The sequence below is a fragment of the Micromonospora sp. NPDC023869 genome (genome assembly GCF_055559695.1).
The window spans coordinates 592,154-607,420 of sequence record NZ_JBVHKD010000003.1 but is presented as its reverse complement, the minus strand read 5'-3'; the positions used below and the strand labels follow the sequence as shown (position 1 = coordinate 607,420).

Here is a 15,267-nt window from a genome sequence, read left to right as displayed (position 1 = left end):
TATCATGCGTTTCTCGACCGTCCTCGATGCGACCGGGGTGCCGGCGCGGGCTTCGCCAACCGGACCCGGGTCGGTGCGCGACGCACCTATGGTGTGGCTGAGGACGCCGCGAGGGAGAGCGCCCGTGGTCACCGCCAGCCCGTCCGTCCGACCGTGGTACCGCCCGATGCGGCCCCGCCGCCGCGACGAGCCACACCGCGCGGCCACCAACCTGGAGCTCTTCTTCGACCTCTGCTTCGTGGTCGCGGTGACGCAGGCCGCGGGCGCGCTGCACGACGCGCTGGCCGAGGGCCGGACCGGTCACGCGGTGCTCGCCTACCTGCTGGTGTTCTTCGCCATCTGGTGGGCCTGGATGAACGTCACCTGGTTCGCCTCGGCCTACGACACCGACGACGACGTCTACCGGCTCACCATCCTGGTGCAGATCGCCGGTGCGCTGATCCTCGCGGCCGGAGTGCCCGAGGCGTTCGCGTCGGCCGACTTCGCGACCGTGACCGTCGGGTACGTGGTGCTGCGGCTGGCCGCCGTCGGGAACTGGCTGCGGGCCGCCGGGGGCGACCCGGCCCACCGGCGCAGCGCCCTGCGGTACGCGACCGGGGTCACCGTGGTGCAGGTCGGCTGGCTGGTTCGGCTGCTCGTGCCGCCCGAGCTGGGTCTGCCGTCGTTCCTGCTGTTGATCCTCGCCGAGTTGCTGGTGCCGGCGCTGGCCGAGCGCACCGGGACGACCCCGTGGCACCCCCGGCACATCGCCGAACGGTACGGGCTGTTCACCCTGATCGTGCTCGGCGAGGTGGTGCTGGCCGTCACCGTGGCGGTGCAGACCGGGGTGGACGCCGGTGACGACGGTCTGTGGCCGGTGGCGGCTGCGGGCGCCGCGATCGTCTTCGCGCTCTGGTGGCTCTACTTCGACCGGCCGGTGGACGTGCCCACCCGGCTGCGCCTCGCACTGTCCTGGGGCTACGGGCACTACGTCGTGTTCGCCGGGCTCGCCGCGGTGGGCGCGGGCCTGGCGGTGACGGTCGACCACCGCCGCCACCCCGACCAGGTCGACGGGCTGCTGACCGGGTACGCGGTGGCCGTACCGGTGGCGGTGGTCCTGCTGGTGCTCTGGGGGTTGCGGATCCTGGCGTACCGGCGGCGGACGGTCCGGGTGGCGATCCCGGTGACCGCGACGGCGGTGCTGCTGACCCCGCTGGTCCCGGCCTCGGTGTACCTGGTGGCGCTGCTGCTGGTCAGCCTGGTGGCGGTGACCCGGTGGCCGTCGGCGCGGACACCGCGCTAGTGCGGGCGGTCCGGCCCCGGGTGCCGAGGGCGGTCAGCAGGCGGCCGTGACCGGCCGGCGCGACCCGGGCCATCAGGTCCGGCAGCCGGGCCGACCAGCCGATCAGGACCCGCCCCCGGCGGCGGGCGACCCCACGCAGCACCGCCTCGGCGGCGGTCTGCGGGGCGATGGTGAGCAGCCGCTCGAACCGCTGCCGACCCACCTCGTACTCGGCCCGGTCGACGCCGCTGCCCACCCGGGCGTCGCGGGCGATGCGGGTGCGGATGCCGCCGGGGTGCACGCAGGTCACGCCGATGCCGTCGGCGGCGAGTTCGTGGCGCAGCGCCTCGGTGAAGCCGCGCACGGCGAACTTGCTGGCCGCGTAGGCGACCTGCCCGGGCGGCGCGATCAGGCCGAAGAGGCTGGACACGGTGACCAGGTGCGCCCCGGGCGCGGCCTTCAGCGCGGGCAGCAGGGCGTGGGTCAGTTGCGCGACAGCTCGGAAGTTGACCTCCATCACCCAGCTGAACTCGTCGAAGGTCACCTCGTCGAAGCGCCCGCCGAGCGCCACCCCGGCGTTGTTGACCAGCAGTCGGATCGCCGGATGCCGGTCCCTGACCTGTTCGGCGACCGCCCCGGTGGCCGCCGCGTCGGCCAGGTCCACCACGTACGTGTCGACCGCCCGTCCGGGATGTGTGGCGCGGACGGAGTCGGCCACCGCGTCGAGCCCGGCGGCGTCGCGGTCCAGCAGGACCAGTGCCGCGCCGCGCCGGGCCAGGCCGTGGGCCAGCGCCGCACCGATGCCGCCGGCCGCGCCGGTCACCACGGCGGTGCCGTCGGTGAAGTCGAACCTACGCATCGACGGCACTCCCCCGTGGCGCGCCGGCCGCGTCGAAGCGGACCCCGGCGTCGGTGACCCGCCCGTAGCGCAGCATCAGCAGGTCACGCGGATAGTTCTGGTGCAGCCGCCAGGGTGGGCGGTGCCCCTGCGACGGCAGGTGCGCCAGGCCACGGCGGACGTACCCGGAGGTCAGGTCGATCAGCGGCGCCCGCCGCCCGTCGGGCGGGGCGAGCGGGGTGACCACCCGGGTCCCGGTGCGGTCCAGGTGACGCAGCAGCCGGCACACGTACTCGGCGACCAGGTCGGACTTGAGCGTCCAGGAGGCGTTGGTGTAGCCGAGCGTCATGGCGAAGTTCGGCACGCCGGAGAGCATCATGCCCTTGTAGGCGACGGTGGTCGGCAGGTCCACGTCGGCGCCGTCGACCCGCAGCGTCATGCCGCCGAGCGCGAGCAGGTCGAGCCCGGTGGCGGTGACCACCACGTCGGCCGCCAGTTCCGCGCCGCCGGTGAGCCGGACGCCGTGCGCGGTGAACGTCTCGACGGTGTCGGTCACCACGCTGGCCCGCCCGGCGGACAGGGCGTCGAACAGGTCCCCGTCGGGCACCACGCAGAGCCGCTGGTCCCACGGGTCGTAGCTCGGCGTGAAGTGGCGGTCGACGTCGTACCCGGCCGGCAGCCGTCGGGTCACGGCCCGCCGCAGCAGCGCGCGGACCAGCCCGGGCGCACGCCGGCTGAGCTGGTAGGTGGCGGCGGTGGCCAGCACGTTCTTCGACCGGATCAGCGGGTACGCCAGGTGGGCGGGCAGGCGTCGTCGCAGCGTGTCGGCGAACGCGTCGCGGGCGGGCAGCGCCAGCACGTACGTCGGGGACCGTTGCAGCATGGTCACGTGGGCGGCCCGCCGCGCCAGCGCCGGGACCAGCGTGACGGCGGTGGCGCCGCTGCCGATCACCACCACGGTACGACCCGAGTGGTCGAGGTCGGCCGGCCAGTGCTGCGGGTGCACGATCCGCCCGGCGAACCGCTCCTGCCCCGGGAAGTGCGGTGCGTGTCCGGCGTCGTAGCGGTAGTAGCCGGTGCAGGCGTACAGGAAGTCGCAGGTGAGCACCGTGGTGTCGGCGGTGTCGGCGCGCTGCACGTGCACCGTCCAGCGGGCCTGCTCGCTGTCCCACTCGGCGCGGACGACCCGGTGCCGGAAGCGGATGTGCCGGGTCACGTCGTACGCGTCGGCGGTGCGCCGCAGGTAGTCGAGGATCGTGCCGCCCTCGGCGATCGCCGTCGGGGCGGTCCACGGCGCGAAGGAGTAGCCGAGGGTGAACATGTCGGAGTCCGAGCGCACCCCGGGGTAACGGAACAGGTCCCAGGTGCCGCCGAGGTCGTCGCGGGCCTCCAGCACGGCGTACGTCTTGTCCGGGCAGCGACGGCGCAGGTGGCAGGCGGCGCCGATGCCGGAGAGCCCGGCGCCCACGATGAGCACGTCGACATGGTCGGACATCGGCTCGCCTCCCGCTGGCCTGCTGGTGCCCCGGACCCTACCGGGCGGCGTGCCCGGCCTCGGGGGTGCCGCTGGTCGGCTACCGTCCGGCAGCGGCGAGCAGCGCCGCGGCCGGGACGAGCAGGGCCCGTTCGGTGGCGCTCTGGGTGGGGTCGGCGCGGCGTCGCGCCACGGCCGCGTCGACCAGCGGTACGGCGTGACCGTGGATCGCGCGCAGGTAGGCGTGCAGCAGGTCGGCGGCCTCGGCGGCCACCGGCTGGTCCCGGTCCACGGCGACCTGGGCGAGGATCAGGGCGGTCATCGCCACGTCCAGCCCCGGCGCGCCGTGCCGCACGTTGCGCCAGTCGATGAGCACCGGCCCGGACGGGTCGAGGACGACGTTGTCCGGATGCAGGTCCAGGTGCAGGATCCGTGCGCCGGCTGCCGCGTCGGGCAGTGGCGCGACGGCGTGCAGGCGACGGTGCAGGTCGGCCAGGACCTCGGCGGCCGCCTCGACGTCGATCCCACCGGTGAGCAGGGCGTGCCGCATGGTCGGGCCGGACACCCGCCGCATGACCAGGTCGGTGCCGTCGGCGTGGTGCACCCGGGGCACCGGGAAGCCGGCCGCGTACAGGTGGGCCATGAACCGGGCCTCGACGGTCACGTCGCCGCCGTCCCGGTAGCGGCGCAGCACCCGCGCGGAGTCCAGCGCGAACACGTCGGCTTCCCGGCCGGAGGCCAGTGGGGTCGGGTCCGTCACGACAGCGACGGTAGCCCGTCGGCACACCGCTCCATGGTGGATCGCCGGGGACACCGTGCGTGGTCGACCTGTGTCACTCTGAACGGCGACGGTATCCGGAGGTGATGGTTACGTTACGCACGCAGGGCCTCGTCGCCGTGCCGGACGTCCCACCGCTCGACGTCGAGGTGCCGATCGGGACGACGACGGCGCTGGTCGCCGAGCCCGGCGTGGGCACCGCCCTGGCCCGGGTGGTGGTCGGCCTGGTCGCGCCGATCAGCGGCCGAATCCTGGTCGGCGAGCGGGACGTCACCGATCTGCCGCCGCCGCGTCGGCGCATCGGGTACGTGCCGGCCGGCGGCGCCCTGCTGCCGCACCTGACCGTCGCCGGCAACATCTCCTACGGTCAGCGCCGCCGCCAGCGGGTCCGCGACGTCGCCGACGACTGGGCATCCACCCTGGTCAGACGGCTCGAACTCGCCCCGACGCTGGGGCTGCGCCCGCACCAGGTCTCCCAGGCGCAGCGGTTCCGGGTCGCCCTCGCGCGGGCCATGGCGTGTCTGCCCGAGGTGCTGGTGGTCGACCTGCCCACCCCGGTCGACGGGGTGCGCCTCACCCCGCTGCTCGACCGACTGTCCCCACCGGACTCCCCCGGCGTCACCGTGCTGCTCTGCACGGGGCACCCCGAGGTGCTGACCGAGGTGTCCGCACAGGTCCGGGTGGTGGCCGCCGACGAGGCACCGGCGTGAACCCGGCCGGGCGGCTGCGCCGTCGTACCCTGCTGCGGGCCGCCGTGACGGCGACCGTGGCCGGCGCCGCCGGCTGCGCGCGAGGCCCTCGCCCGGTGCAGGTGGCGGTGGTATGGAGCGGCACCGAGCTGGCTCGGTTCCGCGAGGTGGTCGACGGCTTCCCCGACCCGGTCCGGGTGATCGGGGTGGGCAACGACATCGACGCCTTCCTGACCGCCCGGATGCTCGCCGGCACCAGCCCCGACGTGGCGATCCTGCCCCGGCCGGGGCTGATCGTCGAGTACGCCCGCCGGGGGTGGCTCGACCGGGTCGCCCCGGCCAGCAGCTACCTGGCGCCGACCGGGATGGCCGACCTGCTCACCGTCGACGGGCACCGGTACGGCCTGTGGATCAAGGCTGCGCACAAGTCGCTGTTCTGGCACTTCCCGTCGACGCTGACGGAGCCGCCCCGCACCTGGGACGAGCTGGTCGAGACGACCCGTCGGCTCGGGGCACGGCACCGGGCCGACGAGGGCCCGGCGCCGCTGGCGATCGGTGCCGCCGACGGGTGGGTGCTCACCGACTGGTTCGAGAACTCACTCGCCGACATCGCCACTCCCGGCCGTTACGAGGCGCTGGCCCGGGGCGAGGCCGACTGGCAGGACCGGCCGGTACGCGACGCCCTCGACCGGCTCGCCGAGCTGTGGAGCGTCGACGGCGCGTTCCCCGGCGGCGGTCGACGCGCCCTGCTCACCCAGTTCGAGGAGTCGGTGATCCAGGTGGCGCACCACCGGGCCGCCGTCATGGTGTTCGAGGCCGACTTCGTCGACGGCGTGGCCGCCCGCTTCCGGCGCGGCACCGAGCCGTTGGTCACCTTCCGGTTCCCCGGTTCGCGGGTGGCCGACCAGCCGCTGATCGTCGGCGGAGACGCGGCGGTCGCCTTCGCCGGCTCGACCTCCGGGGTGGAGCTGGTGCGCTGGCTCAGCGACGCGGCGGCGTTCCGGCCCTGGTTGGAGGCCGGCGGCTACCTCTCCCCCAACCTGGTGGTGCCGGTGGACGGTTACCGCGACCCGCTGCGTCGGCGGCTGGCTGCGGAGTTCCGTGCCGTCGAGGCGCTGCGCTACGACCTCTCCGACCGGCTGCCGGGCACCTTCACCGGCACCGACGGCGTCGGGATCTGGCGCATCATGCAGGACTTCTTCATGGACGTGACCGACGGGGTGGCCGCCCGGGAGGCGGTCCGACGGGCCACCGGGCAGCTCGCCGAGGCGGCCCGGGCGGCGAGGAGCGGACGATGAGCCGGGAACCCCTGCTCGGTCAACTCGCCCTGCTCGACGACGTGGGACCGCCCCGGCGCGGGCGCGCGTACCCGGCGACCGGCGCCACCTGGGCGCTGCTCGCCCCGGCCGGGCTCCTGCTCGGTGGGCTGCTGGCCTGGCCGGTGCTGCGGACGGTGCAGGCCAGCGTCACCACCGACGGGCGGTGGGTGGGCGCCGAGCACTACCGGGCCGCCCTCACCGCGCCCGGTGCCGGTGCCGCGGTGGGGCGGACCGTGCTCTGGGCGCTGCTGGTGCCGACCGTGGTCACCGTCCTGGGGTACCTGCTCGCCGCCGCCTCACGCCGTTCCCAGGAGGGCTGGCTGGTCCGGTTCATTCTGGTGGTGCCGACCGCCTTGCCGCTGGTGGTCACCGGGGTCACGTTCCGGCTGCTCTACGACCCGGACCCGCAGCGGGGTCCGGTCACCCTGCTGCTGGCCCGGCTGACCGGCACACCCGAGCAGGTGCCGCACCTGCTCGGGCCACGGCTGGTGACGGTGGCGGTGATGTCGGCGTTCGTGTGGGCCTGGGTCGGGCTGGCCGTGCTGGTGTTCCGGGCCGCACTCGACACCGTGCCCGCCGACCTGGTCGACGCGGTACGCGCCTTCGGCGGCTCCCGGCGCGACGTGTTCTGGGACGCCCAGTGGCGACCGTTGATGCTGCGTACGGTGGCGGTGGTCTTCGCCCTGGTCGCCGTCGGCACCAGCCGCACCTTCGACCTGATCCTGGTGATGACACCCGGCTCGGTACGGGACGAGGCGTCGGTGCTGGCGCTGCGGATCTGGCAGACGTCCGGGGCGACGACCACCGGGCAGGGTGCCGCCCTGGGGGTGATCTGGCTGGTCGCGGTGACCGCCGGCATGCTCGTGGTGGCGATGTTCATCCGGCAGGCGTGGCCCCCGCCACCGCAGCCGGCCGCGCCCGCCCCCGCGCCACCGCAGCGACGACTGGTCCGCCTGCTCGCCGCGGGGGCCGCCGTGGCGTGGCTGCTGCCACTCGGGGTGCTCGCGGCCACCTCGTTGCAGAGCCCGGTGCGGGCGGCCACCGACGCCTGGTGGTCCGGGCCACCGGGTCTCGACTCGTACCGGGCGGTGCTCGGCGGGGCGGGCCTGTGGCGCAGCCTGGGCTTCACGCTGGTGCTGGCCCTGGTCGTCACCGCCGTCGTGCTCTGCGTGGCACTGTTGGCCGCGTATCCGCTGGCCTGGCTGGCCGGGCCGCCCGCCCAGGCCGTCGGACTGGTGCTGCTGGCCGCCGCGGTGGTGCCGGTGCAGGTCGTCGCGGGGCCGATCAACGAGGTGCTCGGGGTGGCGCAATCCTCCGGCACCGCACGCGGACTGGCGCTGGTGCACATCGCGCTGGGGGTTCCGTTCGCCGTGCTGGTGCTGCGCAACGCCTTCGCCGATCTGCCCGCCGACCAGGTCCGGGCCGCCCACCTCGGCGGGCGTCACCTGTGGGACACGCTGCGACGGCTGGCCCGCCACCACCGCACCGCCGTGGTGGCGGTGGCCGTGCTGGAGTTCGTCCAGGTGTGGAACGACCTGGTGGTGGGTCTGCTGTTCAGCGGCCCGGACGCCACCCCGCTCGGCTGGTTCCTGGCCGAGCAGACCCGGGGTTTCGTGACCGCCAGCGGCACGCTCTCGGCCGGATCGGTGCTCGCCTCGATCCTGCCGGTGCTGGTGTTCGTGCTGGGCCGTCGACACGTCGTCGCCGGACTGGTCGCCGGAGGCGTACGGTGACCGGCCCGAGCCGGCCCACCCGGCGACCTCGCCTGCTCAGCGTGCTGCTGGCCCTCGGCGGGGTGCTCGGCGCCGGGGTCAGCGCGCTGCTCGGCAACATCACCGGCAACCTGCTCTCCGAGTTGTCCGTCACCGCCCTCGGCTCGGCCAGCCTGGGTCTGGCGGCGCTCGGCGTGGCCGCCTCCTTCCTGGTGGAGTGGCGACGTCGGCAACGGACGCCGACGCCGGCCGACGACCACGCCGTCACCCCGTCGACCGTCAACGCCCCCACCCTGCCCCGGTCGGGCGGGTTCACCGGACGCCCCGGACAGGCGGAGGCGGTGGTCGCGCTGCTCGACCCGAAGCACGCGGTGGCGGTGGTGGGTCGGCGGGGCATCGGCACCTCCTGGTGCGCGATCAGGGCCGCCGACCTGTGCAAGGACCGGTTCCCCGACGGGCAGTACTACCTCGACCTGCGCCGAGGTGGGCGGGCACGGTCACCCCGGGAGGTCCTCACCGCGTTGGCCCGCATCCTCGGCACCGCTGCACCCGACTCGGGACACGCCGACGACCTCGCCGACGCCGCGGACGCGCTGCGCGGCCAGGTCGACGGCCGCAAAATCCTGCTGGTGCTGGACAACGTGGACAGCCCGGCTCAGGTCCGCGCGCTGCTGCCGCCGACCACCCGGGTCTGCCAGCTCCTGCTGGCCGGCACCGGACGGCTCGCCGCGCTCAACGGGGTGGCGCCCTACGGGCTGGAGGAGCCCACCGCGCACGACGCGGTGGAGATGTTCGCCGTCGCCGCCGCCGGGGCGCACCGACCGCCGCGCGACGACCCGCGCCTGGACCCCGACGTCCACGCAATCGTGGCGCTGTGCGGCCGTCAGCCCCGTGCCGTGACCGCACTGGGTCGACAGACCACCAACCACGGCTGGCGACACGCCGACGTGCTGCGCGCGCTGCGCCGTGCCGCCGACACACCGCCGCACCAGCGGGTCGACTTCTCGCCGATGGCCGAGCTGGTCGTCGCGCAGGACACCGCGTACCACGCGCTCGGCGACGAGGCGCGGCGGCTGTGGCGGCTGATGGCGCTCAGCCCGGTGCCGTTGGACCGGTCGAGCATCGCCGCTCTGGCCCGACGCCGCCCGGACCGGGTCGCCGCGCTGATCGACGAGCTGGCCGACGGCGCCTTCGTGGCCGCCGCGCCCGGCGACCGGTACGAGGTACGGGACCTGCTCGCCCCGTACGCCCGGATGCACCTGCGGGCGACGGTGCCGGTGCGCCGCCGGGTGAACGCCCAGGCGCGGCTGACCCGGCACCTGGCCCGCCGGGCCGAACGGCAGGTGACCGCGCTGACGGCGACCGGCCCGACGGAGGCGGACCGGCGGTTGCCCACCGTCGACCCGTACGACTGGTTCACCCTGCACCAGGACCTGCTGCTGGCCGTGGTCAAGGTGCCGGTCGGCGCGGTGGAGGCGCTGCCCCGGCGGGTCCGGGGCTGGTGGTTCCGGTTGGCGGTGGCGTCGTGCGGTTGGCTCGCCCATGCCGAGCGGCGCGACGAGTGGGAGGACCTGTGCCGGACGGTGCTGGCCAACCCGACCGCCCGGCAGCGGCCGGAGATCGCCGGTTGGGCCCACAACCAACTGGGCGTGGTGCTGCGGCACCGGCACGACCCGCACGGCGCGATGGCCGAGCTGAGCCTGGCGGTGACCGCGCAGGGACGCCGGGACACCGCCCAGGCCCGGATGAACCTCGGCCTGGCCCTGCTGGACCTGGGGCGGCTGGACGAGGCCGTCGCCCATCTGGAGTTGTCCCGTCGGCACCGGGCCGGCGGCGACCGCGCCGGGCAGGCCCTCAGCGACCTGGGGCTGGGTGCGGCACGGCTGGCGCGCGGCGACCGGGAGACCGCCCACGACCTGCTGGTGCGGGCGGCGAACACATTCCGCTCGCTGGGCGACTCGCGCGGCTACGCGGCGGCGCTGACCAACCTCGTCCTGGTGCACGCCGCGATGGGCGAGTACCTGGACGCGGCCCAGGCGTGGCGGGCTGCGCTGCGCGAGTACGAGACGGTCGGCGATCCGACCAACCGGGCGGCGGCGCTGCTCAACGCCGGGGCGGCGCTGCTCGGCACCACACCGGGCCAGGCCGACCAGGCGTCGGCGTGGCTGACCGAGAGCCTGCGGTTGCGCGAGGGGGGCCGGGTCGACGCCGGCTTGGGGCGGACGCTGTTGCACCTGGGCGACGCGGAGGCCGCACGGGAGCGCCACGACATCGCCCGCCGACACTGGATCGACGCGTCGGCGGTCTGCGAGTCGGTCGGCGACGAGGACGGTCAGCGGGCGGCCGACGGTCGCCTGGCCGGCACACCCGGGCCGACGTCGGGTTGAGCCGGCGGGCCTGCGGGCAGCGCGCCGACGGTCAGGCGGTCTCGCCGGGGGCGAGGTACCGGTAGCCGGGGACGGTCTCACTGAACCAGCCGTGCACGCTGGCCAGACCGCGTTCGTTGAGCTGCGCGTCGTGGATCGCCACCACCCGCTCCGCCTCGGTGTGCTCGTGGCTGACCAGCACCGCGTCCGCGCCGACCAGGGCACGCGGCTCGCTCCAGATGCCGGGGTCGACGACCAGGACGCCGCCGTCGTGTTCGAGCCGTACGCAGGAGTGGGTGTACTTGGTGATCCGCACGACGTGACGCTATGCGGATCGGCCGCCGGGTGTGGTCCCGCGACGGCGTCGGCGGGCGGACGGTTCGTCGGCTGCCGCCTCGACCGCCTGGCACAGGTCCACCAGCGGGTCGTCGGCCTGCGCCGCGCGGGCCACCTGCCTGAGCAGGTCCCGCAGGTCGCCGCGCTGCGCGGGGGTGAGCGCCCGGAGCAGTCGCGTCTCGACATCCGCCAGTGCCTCGCGCCGACATCGGGCCGCGTCGCGTCCGGCGTCGGTGAGGGTGATCAGGCGGCTGCGACGGTCGGCGGGGTCGGGACGACGCACCACCAGCCCGTCGCGCTCCAGGTCGTCGATCAGGTAGGTCAGGACGGTGCGGTCGATGCCCAACTCCTCGGCGACGGCCCCCTGGTTGCGGGCGGGCTTCCGGTCGGCGGCGACAAGCACCTGATAGCCGCGCGGCCCGCCGGGCAGGTCACCGGCGACGTGGTCGGCCGCGCGGACGTAGGCCCGAAAGACGACGCCGAGCATCCACCCGAGGTCGTCGGTGATCGGGGCGGTGCGGGGATCACTGGCCTGCGGACCGGTCATGCCCACAGATTAACCCAGATCACAGATTTTGTTGGGCAAAGATGTTCTGTCCGCAATAACATCTGTGGCACGGGGTGATCACCCCGTGGACGGGAAGGAACGCAGAGACATGAGCGACTACGGGCACCCCCTGACCTTCGGGTCGTTCCTGACGCCCGGCAACGCCGACCCGGCCGGGCCGGTCGGCCTGGCCATGCTCTCCGAGCAGGTCGGGCTGGACCTGGTCACCTTCCAGGACCACCCCTACCAGCCGGCCTTCCTGGACACCTGGACGCTGCTCAGCTTCGTCGCCGCGCGTACCGAACGGGTGCGGCTGGCCGCCAACGTGACGAACCTGCCGCTGCGACCGCCCGCCGTGCTCGCCCGCAGCGTCGCCAGCCTCGACCTGCTCAGCGCCGGTCGGATCGAACTCGGGCTGGGGGCCGGGGCGTTCTGGGACGCCATCGAGGCGATGGGTGGTCGACGTCTCACCCCGGGCCAGGGCGTCCGGGCCCTGGAGGAGGCGATCGAGATCATCCGCCAGATCTGGGACGCCGACGCCCGTGGCGGTGTCCGGGTCGACGGCGAGTTCCACCGGGCGACCGGCGCCAAACGCGGTCCGGCGCCCGCCCACGACGTGGGCATCTGGCTCGGCGCGTACAAGCCCCGGATGCTCGCGCTGACCGGGCGGCGGGCCGACGGCTGGCTGCCCTCGCTGGCCTACCTGCAACCCGGGGACCTGGCCAAGGGGAACACGATCATCGACGACGCGGCCACCGAGGCCGGCCGGTCACCGGGCGACGTACGACGGCTACTCAACGTCAACGGGCGGTTCGCGGCGACCGGTCGCGGGCCGCTGGACGGCCCGGCCGAGCAGTGGGCCGAGGAGCTGGCCGACCTCGCCCTGACCGACGGCGTCAGCACCTTCATCCTCGGCACCGACGACCCGGACGACCTGCGGCGGTTCGCGGCCGAGGTGGCTCCGGCCACCCGGGAGCTGGTCGCCGCCGAGCGGGCCTCAGGTCGCGGCGGCGGCACGCCCGCGCCGACCGACCGGACCGATCCGTCACCTGATCCGACCCCGGCCGCCACCGGTCGGCCGGCGCGCCCCCGGGCCGTGCTCGGGTCGAGCGCCTTCGCCGTGGTGCCGACGCCCGACGACGGCGTACGCCGCAGCGACGTCCGGGTCTGGGACGAGTCGGCCCGCCCCACCGGCCCGGCACCGGACCCGACGCGCACCTACACGGCACACGAGCAGGCCGGCGCCCAACACCTGATCGACGTACACGACGGCCTGCGCAGCGAGCTGGCCCAGATCCAGGACCTGATCGAGCAGGTCGCCGCCGGGCTGGTCGACGTGGGCACCGCCCGGTCCCACATCAACACCATGACCATGCGGCAGAACAAGTGGACGCTGGGCACCTACTGCGAGTCCTACTGCCGGGTGGTGACCACGCACCACACCCTCGAAGACCGTGCGCTCTTCCCGCACCTGCGCCGCACCGACCCGCGACTCACGCCGGTGATCGACCGGTTGGAGGCGGAACACCACGCCATCCACGACGTGCTGGAAGGTGTGGACCGGGCACTGGTCGCGTTCGTCGCCACCCAGGACGGGACCGCCGAGCTGCGTGCCGCCGTGGACCTGCTCAGCGACACGCTGCTGTCGCACCTGGCGTACGAGGAACGGGAGCTGGTCGAACCGATCGCCCGCCTGGGCGCGCACTGACCGGCGGCGGGGCCGTCTCCGTCAGGCTGCGGGCGCCCGGCGCATCCCCCACACCCGGGGGCCGCCGTCGGGCACCCGCACCTCACCGGTGACCACGAAACCGAGCCGCCGGTAGAAGCCGACGTTGCTCTCCGACGAGGTCTCCAGCACCACCGGGAGGTGCGCCCGCGCCGCGTCGGCCAGCCCCGGCCCGAGCACCCGGGAGCCGAGACCGCTGCCCCACCGGTCACGGCGCACGCCGACCGTGGCCAGCAGGTACGCCGGGTCCGCAGTGCGCAGTGGGGCACACGCGACCTCGGCGGTCACGGCGGCCTCGTGCCGGTCGCCGGCCAGCTCCGCGTTCCGGGCGGCGAGGTCGACCCAGACCTGGTCCGGCACCGGCCGGTCCGGTCCCAGCCACACCGCGACCGCGACGATCCGACCGGCCGGTTCGACCGCCGCCCACACGTCGCCGTACGGCAGGCCCACCGACTCGACGGTCAGGGCGAACAGCTCGGTCAGCCGCTCCCGGTGCCGGTCCGCCGCCACCGTCCAGGCGGTCCACGGGTACCCGTCGAACGCGTCGGCCAGCGTCCGCGCCGCCTCGGCCACCTCGCCGGCCGCCAGCCGCCGTACCCCGATCTCCATCCGTCGTCCCTCCCCCGTCGGCACCGGCAGGCATCCTCGCACGTCGTCCCCGCTCCGGCGGACACCATGCGGTGACGGAGCGACCGACGGGAGCGGGGACAATCGTGCTGTCGGACGAGGCGGGGAGGTCGGGTGTCACAGTCCACGGGGTCGACCACGGCCGGTGCGGAGTCGCATCGCAACGGCGCGGACGACAGCCGGTTGCGGGCCGACTGTGCGCGATGCTTCGGGCTCTGCTGCGTGGCCCCGGCGTTCGCCGCGTCGGCCGACTTCGCGGTCGACAAGCCCGCCGGACAGCCCTGCGGTCACCTGCGGACCGACTTCGCCTGCGACATCCACGTCGACCTGCGTGCTCGTGGCTTCCCGGGCTGCACGGTCTTCGACTGTCACGGGGCCGGCCAGCGCGTCGCGCAGGAGACCTTCGGCGGCCGGGACTGGCGGACCGCCCCGGAGACCGCACCGCTGATGTTCGACGTCTTCGCGGTGATGCGTCCGCTGCACGAGCTGCTCTGGTACCTCACCGAGGCGTTGGCCCTGCGGCCACCCGCCGCGCTGCGCGAGGAGCTGTCCGCCGCGCTCGCCGAGACCGATCGGCTCGCCGGGGGCAGCCCGCAGGAGCTGCTGGCCGTCGACGTCGAGACGCACCGGGGGGAGGTCAACCGGCTGCTGTCGCGTACCGGCGACCTGACCCGGGCCCGGGGCGGCCCGCCGGGCGCGGACCTGCGCGGCGCCGTGCTGGTCGGCCGCGATCTGCGCCGGACCGACCTGCGGGGGGCGAACCTGCGCGGCGCGGTGCTGATCGGCGCGGACCTGCGCGGGGCGGACCTGACCCGGGCCGACCTGACCGGCGCGGACCTGCGCGGGGCGGCGCTGGACGGAGCCGACCTGACCGGTGCCCTGTTCCTGCACCAGTCACAGGTCGACGCCGCACGCGGCGACAGACGGACCCGGCTGCCGGACCGGGTGACCCGACCCGCGCACTGGTCGGCGCTGTCGCTGACCCCCCGTCCGGCGGGCCGCCGGCCGAGGCGACGCTAGCGGCGGGTTGCGGCGACGGCCGCCCGCGCCTCGGTCATCCCCTGGTTGGCCAGCGCGTCGGCCCGCTCGTTCTCCGGGTGCCCGTTGTGGCCCTTGACCCACAGCCAGGTGACCTGGTGCCGGGCGCAGGCCGCCTCCAGCCGCTGCCACAGGTCGGCGTTCTTCACCGGCTGCTTCGCCGCGGTCCGCCAGCCGTTGCGCTTCCACGAGGCCAGCCAACTGGTGATGCCGTTGCGGACGTACGTGCTGTCGGTGTGCAACTCGACGGTGACCGGCCGGGTCAGGCTCTCCAGAGCCTCGATGGCGGCCATCAGCTCCATCCGGTTGTTGGTGGTCGGCGTCGCCTCACCACCGCACAGCTCCCGCTCGTGGGAGCCGTAGCGCAGCAGGACACCCCAGCCGCCCGGGCCGGGATTGCCGCTGCACGCGCCGTCGGTCCAGATCCGCACCACCCGACCGGCCGCCTCGTCCGCCATGGGGCAAACCTACCGAAGGCTCCCCCGGCGGCCGGGCCCGGCACCCCGGTCGACAGGCACCCGCGCGGCGGCCGAGCGCGGCGGGACGTCGGCGCGAC

At 74.8% G+C, this 15,267-nt stretch carries 13 protein-coding genes and 1 pseudogene; 7 read left to right on the top strand and 7 right to left on the bottom strand.

Translation table 11 applies throughout. The features are described 5' to 3' along the window. Positions 1-124: 124 nt before the first annotated feature. Entirely contained in the window at positions 125-1,282 is a 1,158-nt protein-coding gene (locus ACZ31C_RS13275) for a low temperature requirement protein A (RefSeq protein WP_465795468.1), read from the top strand. Here the strand turns inward: ACZ31C_RS13275 and ACZ31C_RS13270 are convergent. The 3 genes from ACZ31C_RS13270 to ACZ31C_RS13260 all read right to left on the bottom strand — a co-directional run bounded on the left by ACZ31C_RS13270 (position 1,233) and on the right by ACZ31C_RS13260 (position 4,333). Continuing rightward, positions 1,233-2,120 carry an SDR family NAD(P)-dependent oxidoreductase gene (locus ACZ31C_RS13270; protein ID WP_465795467.1) on the bottom strand — a complete coding sequence of 296 codons (888 nt, stop codon included), beginning with the start codon at positions 2,118-2,120 and terminating at the stop codon, positions 1,233-1,235. The genes ACZ31C_RS13275 and ACZ31C_RS13270 overlap by 50 nt on opposite strands. Then, entirely contained in the window at positions 2,113-3,594 is a 1,482-nt protein-coding gene (locus tag ACZ31C_RS13265) for a flavin-containing monooxygenase (protein ID WP_465795466.1), read from the bottom strand. Before ACZ31C_RS13265 ends, ACZ31C_RS13270 begins: the two co-directional genes overlap by 8 nt. A gap of 79 nt (positions 3,595-3,673) precedes the next feature. Continuing rightward, positions 3,674-4,333 (bottom strand): phosphotransferase, encoded by a 660-nt coding sequence (locus tag ACZ31C_RS13260; protein ID WP_465795465.1) that lies wholly within the window; start codon positions 4,331-4,333, stop codon positions 3,674-3,676. A 104-nt stretch (positions 4,334-4,437) separates the two neighbouring features. On the opposite strand from ACZ31C_RS13260, the gene ACZ31C_RS13255 reads away from it, so the two are divergent. The 4 genes from ACZ31C_RS13255 to ACZ31C_RS13240 are packed head-to-tail and all read left to right on the top strand — an operon-like array spanning position 4,438 to position 10,458. Beyond that, on the top strand, positions 4,438-5,061 hold the full coding sequence (locus ACZ31C_RS13255; protein ID WP_465795464.1) for an ATP-binding cassette domain-containing protein: 624 nt from the start codon (positions 4,438-4,440) through the stop codon (positions 5,059-5,061). Continuing rightward, positions 5,058-6,338 carry an extracellular solute-binding protein gene (locus tag ACZ31C_RS13250; protein ID WP_465795463.1) on the top strand — a complete coding sequence of 427 codons (1,281 nt, stop codon included), beginning with the start codon at positions 5,058-5,060 and terminating at the stop codon, positions 6,336-6,338. Before ACZ31C_RS13255 ends, ACZ31C_RS13250 begins: the two co-directional genes overlap by 4 nt. Next, positions 6,335-8,092 (top strand): ABC transporter permease, encoded by a 1,758-nt coding sequence (locus ACZ31C_RS13245; RefSeq protein ID WP_465795462.1) that lies wholly within the window; start codon positions 6,335-6,337, stop codon positions 8,090-8,092. Before ACZ31C_RS13250 ends, ACZ31C_RS13245 begins: the two co-directional genes overlap by 4 nt. Continuing rightward, positions 8,089-10,458: a hypothetical protein gene (locus ACZ31C_RS13240; protein WP_465795461.1), complete on the top strand. Its 2,370-nt coding sequence runs from the start codon at positions 8,089-8,091 to the stop codon at positions 10,456-10,458. The genes ACZ31C_RS13245 and ACZ31C_RS13240 overlap by 4 nt, the downstream gene beginning before the upstream one ends. A gap of 156 nt (positions 10,459-10,614) precedes the next feature. Here ACZ31C_RS13240 and ACZ31C_RS13235 read toward each other — a convergent pair. Then, positions 10,615-10,753: pseudogene (locus tag ACZ31C_RS13235) on the bottom strand (MBL fold metallo-hydrolase); the annotation flags it as partial. 9 nt (positions 10,754-10,762) lie between these two features. Continuing rightward, a complete protein-coding gene (locus ACZ31C_RS13230; protein ID WP_465795460.1) occupies positions 10,763-11,320 on the bottom strand; it encodes a MarR family winged helix-turn-helix transcriptional regulator in 558 nt (185 codons plus the stop codon). A gap of 109 nt (positions 11,321-11,429) precedes the next feature. Here ACZ31C_RS13230 and ACZ31C_RS13225 point away from each other — a divergent pair, with 109 nt between their 5' ends. Then, positions 11,430-13,028, top strand: coding sequence for an LLM class flavin-dependent oxidoreductase (locus ACZ31C_RS13225; RefSeq protein ID WP_465795459.1), 1,599 nt, complete (start codon positions 11,430-11,432; stop codon positions 13,026-13,028). Between the two features lie 21 nt (positions 13,029-13,049). Here ACZ31C_RS13225 and ACZ31C_RS13220 read toward each other — a convergent pair whose 3' ends face one another. After that, complete coding sequence (locus ACZ31C_RS13220) at positions 13,050-13,655, bottom strand: GNAT family N-acetyltransferase (RefSeq protein WP_465795496.1); 606 nt, start codon at positions 13,653-13,655, stop codon at positions 13,050-13,052. Between the two features lie 201 nt (positions 13,656-13,856). Here ACZ31C_RS13220 and ACZ31C_RS13215 point away from each other — a divergent pair, with 201 nt between their 5' ends. Further along, the gene (locus ACZ31C_RS13215) at positions 13,857-14,693 is read left to right on the top strand and encodes a pentapeptide repeat-containing protein (protein ID WP_465795495.1); all 837 of its coding nucleotides are present in this window, start codon (positions 13,857-13,859) and stop codon (positions 14,691-14,693) included. Here ACZ31C_RS13215 and rnhA read toward each other — a convergent pair. After that, positions 14,690-15,169 (bottom strand): ribonuclease HI, encoded by a 480-nt coding sequence (gene rnhA, locus ACZ31C_RS13210; RefSeq protein WP_465795458.1) that lies wholly within the window; start codon positions 15,167-15,169, stop codon positions 14,690-14,692. The genes ACZ31C_RS13215 and rnhA overlap by 4 nt on opposite strands. Positions 15,170-15,267 lie beyond the last annotated feature (98 nt).